The organism is Novosphingobium beihaiense, assembly GCF_022832375.1.
Lineage (GTDB): Bacteria > Pseudomonadota > Alphaproteobacteria > Sphingomonadales > Sphingomonadaceae > Novosphingobium > Novosphingobium beihaiensis.
The window spans coordinates 86,548-107,412 of sequence record NZ_JALHLG010000018.1 but is presented as its reverse complement, the minus strand read 5'-3'; the positions used below and the strand labels follow the sequence as shown (position 1 = coordinate 107,412).

20 protein-coding genes and 1 tRNA gene are annotated in these 20,865 nt (G+C 64.2%); 6 read left to right on the top strand and 15 right to left on the bottom strand.

Features of this window, described 5'->3' with window-relative positions:
• Positions 1–51: 51 nt before the first annotated feature.
• Positions 52–127, bottom strand: a tRNA-Val gene (locus tag MTR66_RS13425).
• Between the two features lie 153 nt (positions 128–280).
• Here MTR66_RS13425 and MTR66_RS13420 point away from each other — a divergent pair.
• Positions 281–514, top strand: coding sequence for a hypothetical protein (locus tag MTR66_RS13420; RefSeq protein ID WP_243921871.1), 234 nt, complete (start codon positions 281–283; stop codon positions 512–514).
• Positions 515–693: 179 nt separating this feature from the next.
• Positions 694–1,314, top strand: coding sequence for an aminoglycoside phosphotransferase/kinase family protein (locus tag MTR66_RS13415; RefSeq protein ID WP_243921869.1), 621 nt, complete (start codon positions 694–696; stop codon positions 1,312–1,314).
• A 226-nt stretch (positions 1,315–1,540) separates the two neighbouring features.
• Here the strand turns inward: MTR66_RS13415 and MTR66_RS13410 are convergent, their stop codons facing one another.
• From MTR66_RS13410 to MTR66_RS13390, 5 genes are all read right to left on the bottom strand, one after another.
• A complete protein-coding gene (locus MTR66_RS13410) occupies positions 1,541–4,078 on the bottom strand; it encodes a TonB-dependent receptor (RefSeq protein WP_243921867.1) in 2,538 nt (845 codons plus the stop codon).
• 281 nt (positions 4,079–4,359) lie between these two features.
• On the bottom strand, positions 4,360–5,379 hold the full coding sequence (locus MTR66_RS13405) for a methyl-accepting chemotaxis protein (protein ID WP_243921865.1): 1,020 nt from the start codon (positions 5,377–5,379) through the stop codon (positions 4,360–4,362).
• Between the two features lie 334 nt (positions 5,380–5,713).
• Positions 5,714–6,181, bottom strand: a complete 468-nt coding sequence (locus MTR66_RS13400) for a nuclear transport factor 2 family protein (RefSeq protein WP_243921863.1) — start codon at positions 6,179–6,181, stop codon at positions 5,714–5,716.
• A gap of 97 nt (positions 6,182–6,278) precedes the next feature.
• Complete coding sequence (locus MTR66_RS13395) at positions 6,279–7,124, bottom strand: arginyltransferase (RefSeq protein ID WP_243921861.1); 846 nt, start codon at positions 7,122–7,124, stop codon at positions 6,279–6,281.
• Between the two features lie 264 nt (positions 7,125–7,388).
• Positions 7,389–8,642 (bottom strand): threonine ammonia-lyase, encoded by a 1,254-nt coding sequence (locus MTR66_RS13390; protein ID WP_243921859.1) that lies wholly within the window; start codon positions 8,640–8,642, stop codon positions 7,389–7,391.
• 116 nt (positions 8,643–8,758) lie between these two features.
• Between MTR66_RS13390 and MTR66_RS13385 the strand changes: the two genes are divergently transcribed.
• From MTR66_RS13385 to MTR66_RS13375, 3 genes are all read left to right on the top strand, one after another.
• Positions 8,759–9,667, top strand: coding sequence for an NAD(P)-dependent oxidoreductase (locus MTR66_RS13385; protein WP_243921857.1), 909 nt, complete (start codon positions 8,759–8,761; stop codon positions 9,665–9,667).
• A gap of 62 nt (positions 9,668–9,729) precedes the next feature.
• Complete coding sequence (locus tag MTR66_RS13380; RefSeq protein WP_243921891.1) at positions 9,730–11,406, top strand: amidohydrolase; 1,677 nt, start codon at positions 9,730–9,732, stop codon at positions 11,404–11,406.
• Between the two features lie 267 nt (positions 11,407–11,673).
• On the top strand, positions 11,674–12,522 hold the full coding sequence (locus tag MTR66_RS13375) for a DMT family transporter (RefSeq protein ID WP_243921855.1): 849 nt from the start codon (positions 11,674–11,676) through the stop codon (positions 12,520–12,522).
• A gap of 173 nt (positions 12,523–12,695) precedes the next feature.
• Here MTR66_RS13375 and tatC read toward each other — a convergent pair whose 3' ends face one another.
• The 9 genes from tatC to MTR66_RS13330 all read right to left on the bottom strand — a co-directional run bounded on the left by tatC (position 12,696) and on the right by MTR66_RS13330 (position 20,279).
• On the bottom strand, positions 12,696–13,499 hold the full coding sequence (gene tatC / locus MTR66_RS13370) for a twin-arginine translocase subunit TatC (RefSeq protein WP_243921853.1): 804 nt from the start codon (positions 13,497–13,499) through the stop codon (positions 12,696–12,698).
• A 10-nt stretch (positions 13,500–13,509) separates the two neighbouring features.
• Complete coding sequence (gene tatB, locus MTR66_RS13365) at positions 13,510–13,944, bottom strand: Sec-independent protein translocase protein TatB (RefSeq protein WP_243921851.1); 435 nt, start codon at positions 13,942–13,944, stop codon at positions 13,510–13,512.
• Positions 13,945–13,980: 36 nt separating this feature from the next.
• Entirely contained in the window at positions 13,981–14,223 is a 243-nt protein-coding gene (locus MTR66_RS13360; protein WP_243921848.1) for a twin-arginine translocase TatA/TatE family subunit, read from the bottom strand.
• 60 nt (positions 14,224–14,283) lie between these two features.
• Complete coding sequence (gene scpB / locus MTR66_RS13355) at positions 14,284–14,949, bottom strand: SMC-Scp complex subunit ScpB (RefSeq protein WP_327194506.1); 666 nt, start codon at positions 14,947–14,949, stop codon at positions 14,284–14,286.
• Entirely contained in the window at positions 14,946–15,761 is an 816-nt protein-coding gene (locus tag MTR66_RS13350) for a segregation and condensation protein A (protein WP_243921846.1), read from the bottom strand. Before MTR66_RS13350 ends, scpB begins: the two co-directional genes overlap by 4 nt.
• Positions 15,762–15,764: 3 nt before the next feature.
• Complete coding sequence (gene nagZ, locus MTR66_RS13345) at positions 15,765–16,775, bottom strand: beta-N-acetylhexosaminidase (protein WP_243921844.1); 1,011 nt, start codon at positions 16,773–16,775, stop codon at positions 15,765–15,767.
• 100 nt (positions 16,776–16,875) lie between these two features.
• The gene (locus tag MTR66_RS13340; RefSeq protein WP_243921842.1) at positions 16,876–17,673 is read right to left on the bottom strand and encodes an SPOR domain-containing protein; all 798 of its coding nucleotides are present in this window, start codon (positions 17,671–17,673) and stop codon (positions 16,876–16,878) included.
• Positions 17,674–17,675: 2 nt separating this feature from the next.
• Positions 17,676–19,421 carry an arginine--tRNA ligase gene (argS, locus tag MTR66_RS13335; RefSeq protein ID WP_243921887.1) on the bottom strand — a complete coding sequence of 582 codons (1,746 nt, stop codon included), beginning with the start codon at positions 19,419–19,421 and terminating at the stop codon, positions 17,676–17,678.
• Between the two features lie 246 nt (positions 19,422–19,667).
• Entirely contained in the window at positions 19,668–20,279 is a 612-nt protein-coding gene (locus MTR66_RS13330) for a GntR family transcriptional regulator (protein ID WP_243921840.1), read from the bottom strand.
• 61 nt (positions 20,280–20,340) lie between these two features.
• Between MTR66_RS13330 and MTR66_RS13325 the strand changes: the two genes are divergently transcribed.
• Positions 20,341–20,808, top strand: a complete 468-nt coding sequence (locus MTR66_RS13325) for an OsmC family protein (protein ID WP_243921838.1) — start codon at positions 20,341–20,343, stop codon at positions 20,806–20,808.
• The last annotated feature ends 57 nt before the right edge of the window (positions 20,809–20,865 follow it).

Here is a 20,865-nt window from a genome sequence, read left to right as displayed (position 1 = left end):
CAGTTTTCTGCGGGCTACAACGCTCAGTGAGATGTGATGAGGTGTAATCCGTGGTGGGCGGTGAGGGGCTCGAACCCCCGACCCTCTCGGTGTAAACGAGATGCTCTACCAACTGAGCTAACCGCCCGGCATGCCGGAAACCGGGCATTTAGGGTATTTCTGCCTCACGTCAATATCGCATCGTGTTCCAGTTTCACCAGTTGCGTGCCCATGCCGTTTCGCCATGCTCCACATACGCTTGCCGGGGCGTAGGACCGGTGGAGAGGGACGAGAGGCGGACATGCCCCAAGCAACGCCGCTGCCGGTGGAGACCAGCGGCATCACCGAAGCCTGGCTTTCGGCAGCGTTGGGCTGCACGGTTTCTTCCGCGCATATCACCGGCGTGAACAACGGCACGTGCACCAAGATCCGTCTGGCGCTGGAAACGGACAACCCGGCGATCCCGGCCACCGTGATCCTGAAAGGCGGCTTCGAACCGCACAGCCGGATGATGGACTACATGCATGCCAACTAAGTCCACGCCTATGCTGATGTCGCGCCGTTCTCGCCCTTGCGCCAGCCGCAGTGTTTCTTCGCCGGGTTCGATGCGGAGCGGCGGCAGGGCATCGTGATCATGGAACACCTGGTGGCGCACGATGTGACGTTCCTGCACCCGCCCCCCGCCCGCCGGAAGAGGTTGCGTGAAGGCTCGAAATGCTGGCCCGGCACCATGCCATGACGCTGGGACGATCGCAGGACTTTGCGCCGCACGCGCGGTTCGGATGGGCAGGCAGCCTGATCGACGGCTTCCACCGCTACAGCGAAACGATCCTGACGCCGACGGTCTGGGAAGAGTTTGTTCGGAGCGCGCGGGGTGCCGCGGCATCGGTGCGGTTCCATGACCTGAACTGGTTTCTCGGCGCACTCGGCAAGCTTTCACGCTTCGGCCGGATGGTGCCGCAGGCGCGGCTGCATGGCGATACGCACCTTGGCAATCTCTATATCGATACCGATGGCGAACCCGGGCTCTTCGACAGTCAGCCGCACCTCGACCCGGTCATGGCCGAGGTCGCCTATCATGTGGCCTGCGCGCTCGACATGGCGGACCGGCAGACCCGCGAACGCGATCTGGTGGCGCGCTACCGTGCCGCGATTGCGGCCGAAGGGCACAGCCTGCCGCCTCTGGACGAACTGATGCGGCAATATGCGGCATTTCTGGCATTCGGCTACGCGATCTTCCTGGTGAACGCCTCCGATTTCCAGCCCGCAGCGGTCAACACGGCCTATACCGCGCGGTTCTCCAGCGCGATGCTGGACGTGCTCGCCGGGCTGTAAAGGCAAAAAGCCCGGCATGCCGCGGCTGCCGGACCTCTTTGCGAACTAGGACGGATCGACATTCAGAAGATGGCGAGTCGAAAATGGTGATTTTGCGCGAGCCGGAGCGCAGCGTACTTCATGTACGTGAGCACCGGAAGCGTGCAAAACGCCATTTGCAGGCCGTCAGGGCTGAATGTCGATCCGTCCTAGCGGCCCACACCTTCTGCGGGCAGAGCCAGCCAGATCAGCCGCCGAAATGGACCTTCAGGCGCAGGCCGTACATCCGCGGTTCGCCCACCGATGCCGTTTCGAACCCGACTTCGGGCGAGCCGAGACCAGCCGCATAGGTATAGTACTTCTCCTTGGTCACGTTCGTGGCGAACAGTGATAGGTCGACCGGGGAACCGCCGATCGAATTCCAGCCGAAGTTGAGATTCAGCAGTCCCAGCGAAGGCAGCGTGCTGAACGCGGCGATGGCGGGATTCGGGTTCTCGCGGTCGATGTAGTTGACCAGCATTTTCGAACGGTAGGTGTAGTCCACCCCGAACGAGATCCTCCCGATGCTTTCATCCAGCGGCAGCGTGTACTTGGCCGAAACCGTGAACTTGTGCTTGGGCGAAAGGACTTCCGGATCACCCACATCGAAGGGCGCTGCCAGGATGAAGTTGGGATCGTTGAAGGCGGAAAAGTCCGGGATCTTTTTGATCTCGGTGTGAAGATAGGTGTAGCTTCCCGCCAGCATCAGCCCTTCAAACGGAGTGATCGAGGCTTCGGCTTCGAAGCCGTAGATCTCCGACTTGTCGGCATTCACCGGCGCCGCCGTCGATGCCTGGCCGCTCCCGTCCCTGGCGTTGAAGCCGACCTGCAACTGCTGGTTCGAGAAGTCGTTGTAGAACGCGGCCATGTTGAAGGTGCCCGGCACCGCGCCATGGAAACTGCTCTTGAAGCCGATCTCGTAGCTGTCGACCTTTTCGGCCCCCACCAGGTTCAGCGGCGCGGCCACGTTGGGCGCGATGGTCGCCGCGCGATAGCCGCGCGCATACTTGGCATAGGCCATCATATTGGGCGTGAAGTTGTAATCGAGATCGATCAGCCAGGTCGGCTTGTTCGACTTCTGGCGCAGCGTCACCAGACAGCCGTTCGCATCCGACGTGGGATCGGTGCAGCGCGGGTTCGGAGCGCCGGGCAGGCTCGGGAACAGGCCGTAGGACGGCGGATACATTAGTGTGTAGGTCTGACGCAGGCTTTCGTTGCGCTGCTTGTCCCAGGTATAACGGAAGCCACCGGTCAGCTTGAGCTGGTCCGTCAGCGCATAAGTCGCCTGTGCGTAAAGGCCGAAGTCCTGGAAGTAGGTCTTGCCGACCGTGTAGTTCACCGAGCCGACATGGATCGGCGGCACGGTGGAGGGATCGCCGCCCGCCGCCATCACTTGCTGCACCGCACCCAGATACGTCAGGAAGCCGATCGGATCGGAGCACTGGAAATCGGCGCCTGCATCGGTGCACGATGCCAGGAACGGCGACTGGCTGCCGGCATAGCCGAGCGGGCGGCTGATTTCGGCATACCCGCCGGCCTGCCAGTCCAGCCGGTTGTCCAAGGCCTTGCCCTGGAGCTGCAACTCCTCGGTAAACGTGTACTGGTCCGCGGTCTTGAGGCCCGGCGGCGGTGATATCTGGGTGAAATTGACGTCGTAGGATCCGATCGGCAGCGCGCCGCCGGTCAGCGCATCGAAATCGATCGTGGCATTGGTGCCGAACTGACCGGCATGAATGGTCTGTTTGTATTCGGCATAGCTGGCGATGTTCTTGACCGTGAGATTATCCGACGTGAGCCAGGTCGTGGTGTTGATCACCTGCCACTGGTCGATCTTCGAATAGGATTTCTCCAGCGGGTTCATGACGTTGTAGAAGCCGGTGCCCTGCTGCGCGAGCTGCCCGGCGAAGATGCCGCCGAGGCCTTCTGCAGGATCGGCGGCGACGAGCTTCGTCAGCGGGCCGTTGGTATCCGAATGGATGTAGGACGCGATCAGGTAGTTCTCCAGATCGGGCGTCAGGTCCGCCACCACGCTGAGGCGCAGCGCCGTGTAATCGACATCGTTGAAGTCCTTCGGGCCGATGCCGCTCTGGTTCTTGAGATAGCCGTCGCGCAGCATGCGGTCTCCGGCAAGGCGGACCTTGAAGGTATCGGCCAGCGGAATATTGATCGCCCCCTGCAGGCGGCGCATGTCGTAATTGCCGTAGGACCCTTCAATATAGCCTTCGAGCAGGTCGGTCGGCTTCTGCGGAACGAGCAGGACGGCGCCGCCCGTGGTATTGCGGCCGAACAGTGTGCCCTGCGGCCCCTTGAGCACCTGGACGTTCTGGAGATCGAAGAAGTTGCCCGGCAGCACGCCGTCTCCGGTCGGCAGGCCGTTGGAGGCACCGCGCGGCGTCACGACTTCGGCGAAATACGTGCCGACCGACGGCAGCGTGCCGATATCCTGCGCAAAGCCGCGAATGGCGAATGTCGTGTTTTCCGAACCGAAGTTCGTGTTCGAAGAAAGCGAAGGCGTGTACGTCGCAAGATCGTTGGCATTAACGACGTTCTTGTCGGACAGCTGTTCCTGATTGAAGACCGTGATCGAGATCGGCACGTCCTGCAGGCGTTCCTCGCTGCGGCGGGCCGTCACGATGATGTCATTGGTGCCGACGGTGGCCTGGGCCGAATCCTGGGCATAGGCGGGTACTGCAAAGGCAAGCGCGGACGTCGCGCACAGCAGGATTCGGATGGACGCGGAATTCATCAGATCTCTCCCTCATTTGCGATGAAATCCACTGATTAAAATATGGAAACATCGTTCTCAGTTTGGGAGAGTATACCTCTGAAACGCGGCATCAAGATCGGCGCACAGCGGCAACAGGCACAGTGCAACGTCAGACCACCCGGGATTCCGCTGGAGTCATGACTGGCCGCCGTCTGCATAGTTCCGCGGCATCCTGAAAGCCGCCCGGAACAGGAACAGTACTTCGAGTCCAAAATACTTATTCTTGCAATACTTCCTATTGGAACAAAACCCGGCGGTGTTCAGCCCGCCCCCGCCGCGCTTTCGATGCAGCCGAACCAGCCCAGCCCGCGATAGGTCTCATAGCCCGGCGTCAGTCCATAGGCCACGATCTTGCCATCCTGCAGCGAATAGCCCCAGGGATTGTCTGCCTGCAGCGGATAGCTCTTGCCGAATGCCCCCTTCTCGCTCGACGCGATCACCCGGAAACGGGAATCGAGCAGCATGACTCTGCTGTGGCTGCGCTCTTCCTCGGAAAGCGAAATGCCCTCAACGATGGCCTGCGCCTGCGGCTCCCAGTCGAAGAAGATGCCCAGCACGCCAACCGGCCTGCCCTGTGCGGCCCCGCCTTCGCGGATCGCCGTGGCATATGTTGCGACTTGCGCGCCCTGCAGACGCGGGGCGGTCTCCACGTCGCACACCACGAAGCTGTCGCCATCGGCCGTCTTCATGCCCTGCCGGAACCATTCCTCCCGCGACACGTCGGCTCCAACGGCATTCCCGTAACGCCCGGGCCGGCCATTGGCGATGACCCGGCCGGAGCGGTCGGCGATCCAGAGATCGAGATACACGGTATAGGAACGCAGGATCGTGGCGAGCCGCGATGTCGCGTGGCGAAGGGCTTCGGCGCCCGGATTTTCGGCCGCATCGACAACGGCACTGTCCGTCGCCCACCAGCGCACGTCGCAAGAGCGCTCGTAGAGATTGCGGTCCATGATCTCCACGGCATTGCGCGCCAGATCGGCATAACGGCTGCCCCTGAAACTGAGCGACATCTCCTGCCCGGCATCCTGAATCCGGTTCGCATTCTCGGTAATCGCCGAATTGAGCGAGGCGGAGAGCGCTGTCACCTCCTGCGAAACGGAACCCATTTCCTGCGCGACGACAGCAAAACTCTTGCCCGCCTCGCCGGCACGGGCCGCTTCGAGCCGGGCATTCATGGACAGCATCTGCGTGCGCAACATGATCTGATCGAGATCGGCGATCTTGGCCTTGGTCACTGTCGTCAGTTCAAGCGCCAGATCGATGATTTGATCCTGCATAGTACTCCCCGTGCGGCTTGTTCTTGGTCACTATGCCTGCAGGATCATCCGCGGTCAGAAATCTGACGTTCTCCCTTCCGCCTTTCGCGGCTTGTCTTATGCCTTTTCAAGTACGGTAATATCCGTTTACCCGGGATCATCGCGGACTACGGCGTAACACGTAAATGCCCCTCACAACGCCGGGGCGGTGACACTACGCGACACTGCCACGGCAGCGCGTTTTTACACGTTATGCTGAACTTGTTTCAGCATCCATCGTGCCATGCGATCCGGCTTAGAATTGATGCACCGCGCCGCTGCTCCGGGGAGTTGACCAGCATGCCGGACACGAACCTCACCCCTTCGAATTCGGCACGGCTTTCCTGAACAGGCTGTTTTCCGCCTCCCAGTCCATCCGCACGCGGCGATGAGCGATCAGCCAGTCCTCCCCGGCCTTGCGGAAGGTATCGAGATAATACCCGGCGTGATCGGGGCCGATGTCGGTCCAGGCGGCCCAGTACGTGCGCGCACTGGCGCTATCCGGGCCCTCCAGGACGATCCGCGACGTGGACAAGTGATGCCGCACGAACGTGGCGCCATGCGTGCCGCCTTCTCCGCGCAGCCAGCGTTCCTGCCACGCCTGGATCGCCGCGCGCCCTTCGTAGCGAAACAGGCGATCGGCCGGCACACGCTCGCTTTCGATCACCGCATCTTCGGTGAAGCACGAAACGAAATCGCCGATGCGCAACCGGTCACCCGCCATGGTGTATTTCGCCAAGGTATCGCGGATCGCCTCACGGGCGAGCATGTCTTCCAGCGTCATGAACTCCCCCATCGGCAGTGTTGCCGCAGAGAGTCCCGTGCGCCGCCGTGCAGGTCAAGTCCCCTTCCGGGAAGAGCCGGTACCGTTGTTCGTACCGTCAGACCTTGGCGATGGAGGGCAAGCCGTCCTTGCCGCCGGTCTTCTGCCCGGCCTCGGCGCGGCTGCGTGGATTGGCGGCAGCGGCGGCGATCAGCCGGTCCTGTTCCTTCGCATCCAGGCGTTCCCAGCCGGTGCGCCCCAGCTTTTCCAGCGGCCGGTAGCGCACCTTGTACTGCATGCGCGCGGAGCCCTCGACCCAGTAGCCGAGATAGACATAGGGCAGCCCCAGATCCTGTGCCCGGCGAATGTGATCAAGGATGATATAATTGCCCAGTCCGCCGCGCGTTTCATGGTGCGGATCATAGAAGCTGTAGATCATCGACAGGCCATCGCACTGCTTGTCGGTCAGGCAGGCGCCGATCAGGCGGCCGGGCGTTACGCCATCGGCCGAAGGCTCACGGTATTCGATGATATAGCTGGTAACGGGCGTATGCTCGACCATGTCCGCGAAATCGGTCTCGTCCATCGTCGTCATCCCGCCTTCGGGATGGCGCACGGAAAGATAGCTTTGCAGCAGTTCGAACTGCTCGCTGGTCGACCACGGGCGGCAGACAGTGGCGATCAGATCGGCGTTGGCCTTGAGCGCGCGCTTCTGCGAACCGGAGGGCACGAATTCCTCTGCCGCCACGCGCACCGAAACGCAGGCGGCGCAATCGAGGCAGGAAGGACGGTAGGCGACGGTCTGGCTGCGGCGAAAGCCAATGCGGCCCAGCGCATCGTTGAGCGAATCCGCGTGAGGGCCCTTCAGCTCGGTAAAGACCTTGCGCTCGTTGCGCCCCGGCAGATAGGGACACGGCGCGGGGCTCGTCACGAAAAACCGGGGAAAGCGAACCTGGGCCGTCACGGAGCTGAAACTTCCTCTTTCTCTTGCAATGCCGTCTGTGCGTCTGCCTTCAAATATGCACGGCACCCCCGAACCTTCAAAGTCTTTTAACTACGAAATGCGGCCAAGGCGGGGCGAAAACGCGCATGCGGCGATGCAATCGGTTGCCAACGTGCCAATTCGGAGCACTTGCCGAGAGCATCCTTTCCAGCGGAACGGCATCCCCGCCGTCGCAGCAGGTCTTCCCGCCGGAAGACTCGGGCAAACAGCCCGCGCCGTCCCCGCCTAGTCGGTTTCGACCTGCTTCACTTCGTAGCCTTCGCGCCGCAGGGCCGCGACAAGCGTTTCAAGCTGTTCGCGGTCGCGCGCCTCGCACTCGATCTCGGTGACGAGACCCTTGGCGGGCAAGTGCGTGAAGATGCGCTGATGGAACACCTCGATGATGTTCACATTGTGCTCGTGGAACACCTTGGCGACCTTGAACAGCGCACCCGCACGGTCCTGCAAGCCGATCTTGAGCCGCGCCAGACGGCCCGCGCGCGCCAGATCGCGCAGCAGCACATTGGCCAGCAGACGCGTATCGATATTGCCGCCGGACAGCACGATGCCGATCTTGCGCCCCTTGAAGAGGTCCGGGTTATCCATCACCGCGGCCAGCCCCGTGGCGCCTGCGCCTTCGACCAGCGTCTTTTCGATCTGGAGCAGCAGGGCCAGCGCGCTTTCGATCTTCGGCTCGCTGACCAGCAGGAACTCGTCGAGCAGGCCGCGCAGCACTTTCGATGTGAACTTCCCCGGCGCGAAAACGGCGATGCCTTCTGCCAGCGTATCCCCGCCAATCGGCAGGCTGGTGCCCTTGAGCAGGTTGTACATCGAGGGATAGAGCTGCGCCTCGACGCCGATCAGCTTGATATCGGGGCGGATGTCGCGCGCGATCGTGCCCATGCCGGACCCGAGCCCGCCCCCGCCGACCGGCAGGACCAGCGTATCGATCTCCGGCACGTCCTCCAGCAATTCGAGCGCCACGGTACCCTGCCCGGCCGCCACGTGCGGATCATCGAACGGATGAATGAAGGTGAGCCCCAGCTCCTGTTCCAGCTTGAGGGCATGGGCATAGGCCTCATCGAAGCTCTCGCCTTCGAGCACGACCGTGCCGCCCACGCTTTCGGTCTGCATGACCTTCACCAACGGCGTCGTCTTGGGCATGACGATGGTCACCGGCACACCCAGCCGGGTGCCGTGATAGCTGAGCCCCTGCGCATGGTTGCCGGCGGACGCCGCGATCACGCCGCGCGCCTTGCGTTCCGCGTCAAGCTGGAGAAGGGCATTGAGCGCGCCGCGCTCCTTGTAGGCGGCGGTAAACTGCAGGTTTTCGAACTTGAACCAGATATCCGCGCCGGTAATCGCGCTCAGCGTGGTGCTGTATTGCGTCGGCGTCCGGACCACGGCACCCTTAATTCGCTCCGCCGCCGCGCGTACGTCGGCTGCGGTCAGCAGGGCGTCATCGGCCCCGGGAGCGATATCGAGTGCAGGTTTGTTCATAGGCAGGCGCGCGTACCGGAATCTGCGGTAAATTGAAAGCGAACTTGGGGGGAAAGACTGATGACAGGGCGCTTCTTGCTGTTTGCATTCGCGCAAAACCGTCTACAAGTCTGCCCATGAGTCAGAGCAAGAACGAACGCCGCAAGGTTTCCTTCATCGGCCTGGGCGTGATGGGCGGCGCAATCGCGCGGCACATCGCCAAGGCAGGCCACGAACTGACAATCTATAACCGCACGCCCGAACGCGCGAAGAAATGGTCCGACGACAATCCCGGCCTCGCCCACCGCATCGCCGCCAATCCGGCGCACGCAGCGCAAGATGCCGATGTCGTGATCACTTGCGTCGGCAATGACGACGATCTGGCGGATGTCGTGCTGGGCCCCAACGGTGTGTTCAGGATGCTGAAAAAGGGCGGCGTGTTCATCGATCACACCACCGTTTCCGCCCGCATTGCCCGGCAGATCTCGGTGGAAGCGCGCGACTTGCAGGTCCACTGCGTCGATGCGCCGATGACCGGATCGCAGATCGGGGCCGAGAACGGCACGCTCACGCTAATGTGTGGCGGGCGGGACGATGCCATTGAGGCCGCGCGCCCGGTGATGGAGGCCTATTCGCAGCGCATCGTCCATGTCGGCAAGCCGGGATCGGGCCAGATCGCCAAGATGGCCAACCAGATCTGCATCGCGGGCAATGTCGCCGCGCTGGCAGAGGCGGTGCGCTTCGCGCAGGCCTCGCACCTCGACATGGACAAGGTCTACGAGGCGATCTCGGGTGGCGCCGCGCAGTCCTGGCAGATGGACAACCGCTGGCAGACGATGGACGAGGACAGCTTCGACTTCGGCTTCGCGATCGACTGGATGCGCAAGGACTTGGGCCTCAGCCTCGACGAAGGGCGCGGGCTCGGCGTCTCGCTGCCGGTGGCCGCGCTGATCGACCAGTTCTTCGCCGAAATCCAGGCCATGGGCGGCGGCCGTCTCGACACCAGCGCGATCATCAAGAGGCTCCCGAAGAAGGGCAGGAAGTGACGTTTGCAACCCGGGCAGCCCTGGCTGCCGCGCTGGCCTTCGCCCTCACCGCCACTCCGGCGCTGGCGAAAAAGAAGAAACGGCCCGAACCCGAACCGGCCGTTGCCGGAACCCTGATCGACAATGTCGATGGCCTCACGCCGGACGGCAAGGGCGGTATCGAGCACTTCGACGGCTTCCTGATCGCGCCTGACGGGCACGTGGCGCAAGTCTATCACAGCGGCGAAAAGCGCCCGCAGCGGGTGGATTACCGGCTCGACGGCAAAGGCCGCGTGGTCGTGCCCGGCATGATCGACGCGCACGGGCATGTCATGGCGACGGGCTTCGCCAGAATGACGTTGGACCTTTCGGCCACGGCATCGCTGGACGAAGCGCTCTCGCGCATTGCCGCCTGGGCCGCTGCGCATCCCGATGCGCCGTGGATTCTCGGCACGGGGTGGAATCAGGTGCAGTGGGGGCTCGGCCGCATGCCCACCGCCGCCGAACTCGATGCTGTGACCGGTGGCAAGCCTGCCTGGCTTACACGGATCGACGGCCACGCGGGCTGGGCCAATAGCGCCGCGATGGAGGCCGCCGGAATCTCCGCAGCCACGCCCGATCCCGCAGGCGGCGAAATTCTGCGGATCGCGGGCGGAAAGAAACCCGCAGGCGTCTTCATCGATGCCGCCACCGCGCTGATCGAAAGCAAGCGCCCCCAGCCCCGCCCGGAAGACCGCGACACCGCGCTCGGCGAAGCGCAGATCGCGCTGCTGGCACAAGGCGTCACCGCGATTGCCGACATGGGCACCTCGATCGAGGACTGGCAGGCTTTCCGCCGCGCCGCCGATCTTGGCCACCTGCGCATCCGCATCGTCGCTTATGCCGATGGGGTGGAGAACATGAGCCTGATCGGCGGCCCCGGCCCGACGCCGTGGCTCTATCACGACCGGCTGAAGATGAACGGCCTCAAGCTGTTTCTCGATGGCGCGCTAGGATCGCGCGGGGCGTGGTTGAAAGCGCCCTATGCCGACGATGCGAAAACCTCCGGCCTGCCGCAGATGAACCAGACGCAGCTCGGCAACCTGATGAGCCGGGCGGCGATCGACAACTTCCAGGTTGCCGTCCACGCCATCGGCGACAAGGCCAATGCCACCGTGCTCGATGCTATCGACGAACTGTCCGAGACCTACAAGGGCGACCGGCGCTGGCGCATCGAACATGCCCAGATCGTCGATCCGGCGGATATTCCCCGCTTCGGGGAACACGGGATCATCGCCTCGATGCAGCCACAGCACGAAGCCTCGGACCGGCTGATGGCCGAAGCCCGGCTGGGGCCGGACCGGCTGGCAGGTGCCTATGCGTGGAAGTCGCTCGCGGCGGCCGGGGCCACGCTGGCCTTCGGTTCGGACACCCCGGTCGAGCCTGCCCATCCTTTCGAAGGCCTTGCCGTCGCCATCACGCGGCAGGGGGCGGACGGGCAGCCGTTCGGCGGATGGCAGCCGCAGGAAGCGCTCAGCCGCGAAGCCGCGCTCGGCGCCTACACCACCGGCGCAGCCTATGCGATGTTCGCCGAAGACAAGCTGGGGCGCATCGCCAAGGGCTATGACGCGGACTTCCTGTTCGTCGACACCGACCCGATGCTGGCCACGCCAGGCCAGATCCGCAAAACGAAAGTGCTGGAAACCTGGATCGGCGGCCAGCGCGCCTGGGCCGCCGCGCAGGACAGCCCAGCGGCAGAGGCCAAGCCCGGAGAACAGTAAAACGCCCGGCCCTCACCAAAGGCTTGCTGCCGCAGCGTGAATGGACTATCCAACCTTCCGTGACTGCGAACGATCCTCTTTTCCTGTCTTTTCCGCTGCTTCCTTCGGTTGCAGCCGCGTTCGCCGTTTCACCTCCTCACCTGAATGTCAGGCTGGGGCTGGCAGGGGCAGTAGCCCCTCCGCCTGTCAGCACCGTCAGCTAAGCAGCTGGCCTTTGCTCCTGCGTCATCGGCGCAGGCGACACGACATTCTTTCAGGTGAAATTTCATGACTTATCGTCATTTGTCGGCGCTGGTGCCGACCACTGCCTTCGTCCTGCTGTGGAGCAGCGGCGCCATCGTTTCCGAAATCGCGCTCCGGCACGGCTCTCCCTTCGCGGTGCTGATCCTGCGCTACATCATCGCCTTCATCGCGCTGGCAGGCTTTGCCGCATGGAACCGGCAACTGCTTCCCGAACGCGGCACGCGCGGCCGGGCGGTCCTGACCGGCTTTTCGATCGCGGGTCTTTACACCACCTGCTATCTGCTTGCGCTTAGCCACGGCGTAACCCCCGGCGCGCTGGCGACCTTGCTGGGCGTGCAGCCGATCCTGACCATCTTCGCCACCGAACGGCGTGTCACGCTGCTGCGCCTTGGCGGGCTGGTCTGCGCCCTTCTGGGTCTAGCGCTGGTGGTGTCGGACGGCCTCCTGGCCATGCGGTTCCATGCCCTTGGCCTGCTGTTCGCCGGGCTGGCACTGCTGGGAATCACCGCCGGATCGATCCTCCAGAAGCGCGAAACGCAGGCGCCGTGGGTCGTGCTGCCCACGCAATACGCCGTTGGTCTTGCCCTGGCGGGCGCCGCGACGCCTTTCGCGCCGTTTCACGCCTCATGGCACCCCGGCTTCATATTGCCGGTGCTGTGGCTTGCCCTTGTGATCTCCGTGGGCACCACGTTCCTGCTCTACCGGCTGATCGCGGGCGGCAATCTCGTGAACGTGACGAGCCTGTTCTATCTTGTCCCGGGCGTTACCGCGGCCATGGACTGGCTGCTGCTGGGCAATCCGATGTCCGTGCTGGCGATTTTCGGGCTGGGCCTGGTCGTGATCGGGCTGCTGCTCGTGTTCCGGCAGCGTTGAAGTGTAATCACCTTTGAACAAACACGCGTCATTGCGAGCGAAGCGAAGCAATCCAGAGTGGTGCCACTACGCTCTGGATTGCCACGGCCCTGCGGGCCTCGCAATGACGCTTCAAAGTACAAACACATAGCGCCACGCGGCACCAGCACCGGTTTTCCCGCGCTGCTTGCGGATCAGGCGGCGGGCTCGTTCGCCGTCTGCTGCTCCGCCGCTTTCGCTTCGGCATCGCGCTTTTCGGTAAACCACATGACCACGAGCGTGCCTTCAAACAGCGCGATCAGCGGCAAAGCCAGCATGAGCTGCGAGATCACGTCCGGCGGCGTCGCCACCGCAGCGACGATGAAGATGCCGACAATGGCATAACGCCGGGCTCCAGCGACCTGGGTCCGGTTCACGATTCCCGCGCGATTGAGCAGCATCAGCAGCACCGGCAGCAGAAAGCTGATCCCGAAGGCCAGGATGAACTGCATCACCAGCGCCAGATAGTCACCGGTGCCGGGCAGCGCTTCCAGCTTGAGCCCGCCCTTGTCCCCCTGAAAGCCCAGGAAGAAATGGAAGGCCGTGGGCATGACCACATAGTAAGCCAGCGCCGCCCCCATCGTGAACAGCACCGGCGTTGCAATCAGGAACGGCAGGAAGGCCTTCTTTTCCTTCGCGTAGAGCCCCGGTGCCACAAAGGCCCAGATCTGGTTCGCAATCACCGGGAAGCTGACGAAGAAAGCCGCGAACAACGCCACTTTCACTTCCACGAAAAAGGCTTCGTAAAGCTTGGTGTAGATCAGTTTGCCCTGCCCGGCGGGAAAGGCCTCGGTCAATGGGCGGACCAGAAAACTGAAGATGTCGCTGGAGAAATAGAAGCACACACCGAAGGCCACCGCGAAAGCCAGGAAGGCCCGCAGCAGCCGGGTACGCAGCTCGATCAAGTGTTCGAGCAGCGGAGCCTGCGTCTCGTCGATATCGGGAATGCTGAATGCCATGCGGGACCGGTCAGGGCGGCGGCGGCGGAAGGTTCAGTTCCGCCTGCCGGGTGTCATCGGGAGTGGCGCTTTCCGCCCCGGAAGCCGCTTCGGCCGCTTCCGGTGAAGAGGCTTCGGGCGCGGCGGCGGCGTTGCTGGCCTGAGAATCCGGAGCTGGGGAATCCGGGGCCGGAGATGCCGGCGCCTGCATCTCTTCGGCCGTGGGGAGCTGCGGGGCGGCCTTCATGATCGCCTCGTTCTGCTCGCGCCACTTCTTCTCCATCTCCTCCAGCTCCGCCTCGCGGACCATGGCATCGATGCCGGAGCGGAAATGGCCGGAGATCTTGCGCATCTTGCCAATCCAGCGCCCAGCCGTGCGCATCGCCATCGGCATGTCCTTGGGGCCAATGACGACGACCGCCACAACGACGACCATCAGCAGTTCGGATGCACCGATGTCAAACATCGCCGGTGTGCGGCCTTGTCAAATTCCGGGCCAGATTCAGGCCTGCTCGTTCTTGGTTTCGGACGGCGCCGGGCTGGCATCGCCCTGCTGCGAGGTGATCTGCGCGGGCGGCGTGGAATCCTTTTCGGCCGCCTTCTTCTCGTCCTCGTTCATGCCTTCCTTGAAGCTTTTGATGCCCTTGCCGAAATCACCCATGATTTCCGAAACGCGGCCGCGCCCGAACAGCACGAGCACGATCACCAGAACGATCAGCCAATGCCAGATCGAGAAGCTACCCATATTCCCTACTCCAAATTGGTTGCGCCGATTCCAATCGATTCAGCGCGCCACCCGGTTCATCTAGGCGCTTTCCCCCGAACTTGCCAGTCCGTCATCGTTAAGACCCTGACCTGTCGCATCGCTGTCATCCTCGTTTTCCCCGCCCGTATTTCCAGGGCGCAGGGCGGACTCGATCATCTCGTCATCGACCGGATCGAGCAGGCCGGCCGCACGTAGTTCATCAACGCCCGGCAGTTCCTTCAGCGATTTCAGGCCGAAGTGCGCCAGGAATTCAGGTGTCGTCGCATAGATCACCGGGCGTCCGGGCACTTCGCGCCGTCCGGCCACGCGCACCCAGCCCGCCTCCATCAACACGTCGAGCGTGCCCTTGGCGGTCTGCACGCCGCGAATGGCTTCGATCTCGGCCCGGCTGACCGGCTCGTGATAAGCGACGATGGCCAGCACTTCGGTGGCCGCGCGCGACAGGCGGCGCGGCTCCTCCTTTTCCCGGCGCAGCAGGTGGGCCAGATCGGGCGCGGTTTCGAAGTGCCAGCGCTTGCCCCGCTCGACCAGACGCACGCCCCGCCTGGCATAGTGCCGCTCCAATTCGGCCAGCGCAGGCCGCACGCTCGCCTGCCCGAGATGCGCCGATATCTGCTCCACCGTCATTGGCTGTTCCGCCGCGAACAGCGTCGCCTCCACCGCACGGACGAGATCGCCGGGAGCCTGCTCTTCTTCCGGCGTCACGGTTTCACGGCCCTCAGGCGCAGCGGCCCGAACGTTTCTTCCTGCGCCAGTTCCGCCTTGCCGGTGCGCGCCAGTTCCAGCGCGGCGACAAAGCTGGAGGCCAGCGCGGACTTCCTCAACTGGGGATTGGCCCAGCTATCCTGTGCAGGCGGCAGGAAATCGCGCAGCTCGATCCAGTCGATCGCTACGCCCAGCATCGAGGAGACCCGCTGAATCGCACTGTCGAGCGTCATCACCATCCGCTCGCGCACCATGTGGACGACGGGTTCGCTGCGCACTTTCACATCGCCATAGGCGCGGACCAGACCATACCACTGGCACTGCCACACATGCTTGCGATCCACCCGCAGCCCTTCAGGGGCACCGCGCAGGAATACATCGCGGCCCAGCCGGTCGCGCCCCATCAGCCGCGCCGCCGCCTCGCGCATCGCGCCCAGACGCTGCAGCCGCAGCTGCAGGCGCAGCGCCAATTCCTCGGGGCTGGGGTCTTCCTGCTCGTCCTTGGGCAGCAGCAGCGCGGATTTGAGATAGGCGAGCCAGGCCGCCATCACGAGGTAATCCGCCGCCAGTTCCAGCCGCAGCGCTTCGGCCTCTTCGATGTACGTAAGGTACTGGCCGACCAGTTCGAGGATCGAGATCTTGCGCAAATCGACCTTCTGCCGCCGCGCCAGATCGAGCAGCAGATCGAGCGGGCCTTCCCAGCCCTCGATCTCCAGATAGAGCGCTTCCTTGCGCGCTTCGGCCGCAGCGGCTCCCTCCCATTCGTCCCCGGCAAAGCCGGAAGGATCGGAAAGGGCCCCGGTCTGCTCCATCGCTCAGGCCACGCCCTGCGCCAGCAGCGCATCGCGCCGGGCCACGAGTTCCGCCTGATCGCCCGGGGACGCGCCATCCGCCGCCTCCAGCGCGCGCTGGAGACGCTGCGCCGTCTCTTCGGGCATAACCGGCGCGGCACGGGCAATGCCTGCCATATCGTCCATCTTCGCCCAGCAATTGAGCGCGATGTCACAGCCTGCGGCAAGCGCCCGCGCGGCCCGCTCAGGCACAGAACCGGACAGCGCTTCCATGTCGAGATCATCGGTCAGCAGCAGCCCGGTGAAACCGATGCGCTTACGGATCACATCGCCGACCACGAAGGGAGACAGCGTGCCGGGCAAGTCCGCATCCCACGCGGTGTAGCGCACATGCGCGGTCATCCCCACGGGGGCATCCGCCAGCGCGCGGAAGGGCGCCAGATCGCTCTCCAGCTCTTCCTCGCTGGCGGTGACGGTAGGCAATTCCTTGTGGCTGTCCGCCATGGCGCGGCCGTGACCGGGCATGTGCTTGATGCAGCCGGCGACGCCTGCTCGCGCCAGCCCCGCCAGCGCGGCGCGGCCCAGCGCGGCGACCCGCATCGGTTCGCTGCCGAAGGCCCGGTCGCCAACCACGTCATGCGCGCCGGGCTGGCGCAGGTCGAGCGAAGGATAGAGATCGGCGGTAATTCCCGCCTCGGCGAGGTCGAGCCCCAGCGCCTCGGCATTGGCACGCACCGCCTCGATCGCGGAAGCAGGCGCCACGTCATAAAGCCGGTCGAACGGCTCGCCCGCCGGATAGGCAGGCCACACCGGCGGCTTCATCCGCGCGACGCGCCCGCCTTCCTGATCGATGCAGATATAGAGCCGCTCGCGCCCATGGATCGCCTTCAGATCGTCCGTCAGCGCGCGAAGCTGATCGCGGCTTTCCACGTTACGGCCAAAGATGACGTATCCGGCCGGATCGGCGTCACGGAAGAACGCGCGCTCATCGTCTGTCAGCGTAAGGCCCGAAAGGCCGAAAATCGCGGGTATCATCGTAAATTCGTCGCAGAAACCCGCGAAAGCCGCAAGAAACCCCGGTGCATGGGGTGTGCAAAACCCGAAGGGGCCGGCGCAGCAGCCCCTTCCCGTCAGGTCAGCGTTTCACCTGGCAGCTCAGCCCGGCATCCTTCATCCCGCTGCACAGCGCCTTGGCCGCCGCGAGATCGCCCGGCACCGCCTGCAAGCGGTAGACCGTGCCGATATCGGCCTGCCCCTGCAGCACACGGTGCGGCACATCGGCGAGCGCCGGATACTGCGACTTGAGCGCAAGCCAGCCCGCCTCCGCCGTCTTCTTCGTCGAATAGGCGCCAACCTGCACGCCCACCCCGGCAGGCGCAGATGCAGTGGAAGGCTTGGCTGCGGGCTTGGAATTATCCGTCTTCCCGACCGATTCGAACCCGGGCTTGGCGGGCTCTTCCTTGTCCTCGATCTGAGGGGGGCGAGTTTGCCCTTCGGCAACCGCGAAACTGGTATCGCCGGTTCCGGCCACGACTTCACCGCCGGGATTTTCCGGCTTGGTCTTGTAAGGTTCCTTGGGTGCGGCGATCACGCCGCCATCGGCCACAAGCGGCTGGTCCGGCTTGTCCCGCATGACCCAGAACAGGCCGCCCACGATCAGCCCAATGGCCACAAGACCCAGCACGGCCAGCATCAGCCCCTGGCCGATGCCCGAGCCGCCCTCGTCCTCGAATTCCTCGTCGTCGCCTTCCAGCCAGGGCAGGCGCACATCGTCGTCGCCCAGTTCGAGCTGCGGCGGCTGTTCGAAGTCCGCGCCGGGCGCGGCAGGCGTTTCGGACGCGGGCGCATCGAACGGACGTTCGCCAGTGCCTTCCTGTCCGCCGGAATTGGGATCCCCGTTAAGGTCTTCCCGGCCCATGTCCGAGATCGCCATAATTACATTTCCTCCACCGCCTCAACGCCCAGCAGCGCCAGCCCGTTGCGGACAAGTTGCCCGATTTGCACGGCCAGGAAAAGCCGCGCGCCGGTCTGGTTAGCGTCGTCATGGTTAATAAACCGCTTCTCCACGCGGTCGTTGCCCAGGTTCCAGTAGCCGTGGAACGCGGCGGCCAGATCGTGGAGGAAGAAAGCAATACGGTGCGGCTCACGTGCGGCCGCCGCGGCCTCGACGATGCGCGGGAACTGGGCGCCCAGCTTCACCAGCTCCAGCTCTTCCTCGCCCAGCAGCTCCAGATGTTCCGCCGAAGGCGCGAAGCCTTCCGCCGCCGCCTTGCGCAGCGTGGAGCAGACGCGGGCATGCGCATACTGCACATAGAACACCGGATTGTCCTTCGAGGCTTCGACCACCTTGTCGAAATCGAAGTCCATCTGCGCGTCGGGCTTGCGGGTGAGCATGGTGAAGCGCACCACGTCCTTGCCCACCATCTCGACGACATCGGCCAGCGTCACGAACGTGCCCGCGCGCTTGCTCATCTTGAACGGCTGGCCGCCTTTCAGAAGCTGGACCATCTGCACCAGCTTCACTTCGAACGGTGTCGGCTCGCCATCCGCACCGGTCATTGCGGCGACGGCGGCCTTGATGCGCTTGACCGTGCCCGCATGGTCCGCGCCCCAGATGTCCACCAGCGCATCGGCTTCCTGCGCCTTCTGGTAGTGATAGGCGAGGTCGGCACCGAAATAAGTCCAGGTGCCGTCGCTCTTCTTGATCGGGCGGTCCTGATCGTCGCCGAACTGGGTGGACTTGAACAGCGGCAGTTCCACCGGCTCCCAGTCCTCGGGCGTCTTGCCCTTGGGCGCTTCGAGCACGCCGTCATAGACCAGCCCCTTCGAACGCAGCCACGCCTCGGCCTCGTCCGGCTTGCCCGAGGCCTGCAGTTCGGCTTCGGACGAGAACACTTCGTGCTCGATACCCAGCAGCGCGAGATCGGCGCGGATCATGTCCATCATCGCCGCGACTGCCTTTTCGCGGAACAGCACCAGCCATTCCGATTCGGGCGCCTTGGCGTATGTGTCGCCGAATTCCTCGGCCAGCGCCTTGCCGACCGGGACCAGATAATCGCCCGGATAGAGCCCTTCGGGGATCGCGCCGACTTCTTCGCCCAATGCCTCGCGGTAGCGGATATGCACCGAACGGGCGAGCACCTGCACCTGCGCGCCCGCGTCATTGACGTAGTATTCGCGCGTCACCTTGTGCCCGGCGAATTCGAGCAGCGTCGCCAGCGCATCGCCGACGACGGCGCCGCGGCAGTGGCCCATGTGCATCGGCCCGGTGGGATTGGCCGAGACGTATTCGACATTCACCGTCTTGCCGCCGCCCAGCGCGGAACGGCCATAGGCCCCGCCCAGCGCGGCAATCGCGCGCAGTTCGGTGAGCCATGCGGCAGGGGCAAGGCGCATGTTGATGAAGCCCGGCCCGGCGATTTCGGCGGAAGTCACTTCGTCGAGCTTCGAAAGCTCGGCCACCAGCGCTTCGGCCAGATCGCGCGGCTTCATACCGGCGGGCTTGGCCAGCACCATCGCCGCATTGGTCGCCAGATCGCCATGCGAAGGATCGCGCGGCGGCTCGACCGTGACCGCGCTTCGCTTCAGCCCGCCCGGCAGCGTGCCCGCTGCTTCCAGCGCATCGAGCGCGGCGGAAAGATGGCCTGCAAAGGCGGCGTAAAGGGTCTGGTTCTCACTCATAGTGGCGCGCGGATAGCCGATGTGGGGGGAAAGGGGAACAGGCACCGTCATCGCGCAAGGTGACACTTCGGTTGACACGGGTGACACGGTCCTGAGGGAAATGTGTCACCTTGCGCATGATGTGTCACCTTGTGGCGGAAGTGTCACCTTGCGCGCGGCGCAACCGGCAGGAGATCGGCGGCGTGGAACCATGCCCGGACAGTACCGCAAGCCTCACCCTGTAGGAAAACGGTTTGCCGCCCCCCGTCACTCGGAATGGAGCCGCAACAAGCTGTCCCGCGCGGCCTCAAGATGCCCGGCCAGCAAGGCGGCGGCCTCCTCCGCGCGCCCGTCGGCATAGGCCCGGGTCATGGCGCCGTGATCGTCCAGCCATCGGGCCGTGCCGGCGGCGAGCGCGTGATATCCGCTGGCGTGAATGACGCAGATCTGGCGCAGTTCGTCGACAATGGCCATCTGCCGAGGGCGGTCCGCAGCGCTGTAGAGCGTGCGGTGGAAATCCCGGTCCCCGACATGCCAGCCCGGCCTTCCGGCCTCCAGCGAAGAGCGGCGAAGTACATATTCGGCCTCCGCCTTCTCCGAATCGCCCGCGTTCGGGACGGCGCGCCGCAGAAGATCGCACTCCAGCATGATGCGCAGCGCGAACACCTCCTCCAGTTCCTTCGCAGAGAGGCGGATCACCCGCGCCCCCTTGCCGGGAACCACTTCAACCAGCCTGTCCGCCGCAAGACTGAGCAGCGCATCGCGGACCGGTATGCGGCTGACGGAAAATTCCCGCGCCAGTTCCGTTTGCGGCAGCAGCGTGCCGGGCGGGTATTTCCCGCCGAGAATGGCCGCTCGAAGCTGCCCGGCAATATCCATTTCACCTGCCCCTTTCGATGTGTATACATGTATACTACTCGCAAGGCAGGAAGGCAATCCCATGGAACACCACTATGTGTCAGCCGTCGTCTGGACAGGAAACAGAGGCGAAGGCACGGCCAGCTACCGCAGCTACGACCGGAGCTGGGATGTCGCGGTTCCGGGCAAGCCGGTCATTCATTGCTCGAACGATCCCCTGCTGGGCGGCGATCCGGGCAAGATGAATCCCGAAGACCTCCTGCTCTCCGCGCTCTCGGCCTGTCACATGCTCTGGTATCTGCACTTCGCCTCGGATGCGGGCATCGTCGTCAGCGGGTACGAGGACAATCCCGTCGGGACCGGCATCGTGGAAAAGAGCGGCGCGGGCCGCTTCACCGCGGCGACGCTGCACCCGCGCATCACGGTTCGCCCCGGAACGGATATCGCCGCCGCCACCGCGCTGCATGACAAGATCCACGGCGTCTGCTTCATCGCCCGATCGGTGAACTTTCCGGTACACTATGAGCCGGAGTTCCTGTTCGAGGCCTGACCGGCAAAGGCGGGGAACATGCCGACCGTTCCCCGCCCCTTCAAAACCGGCGCAAAC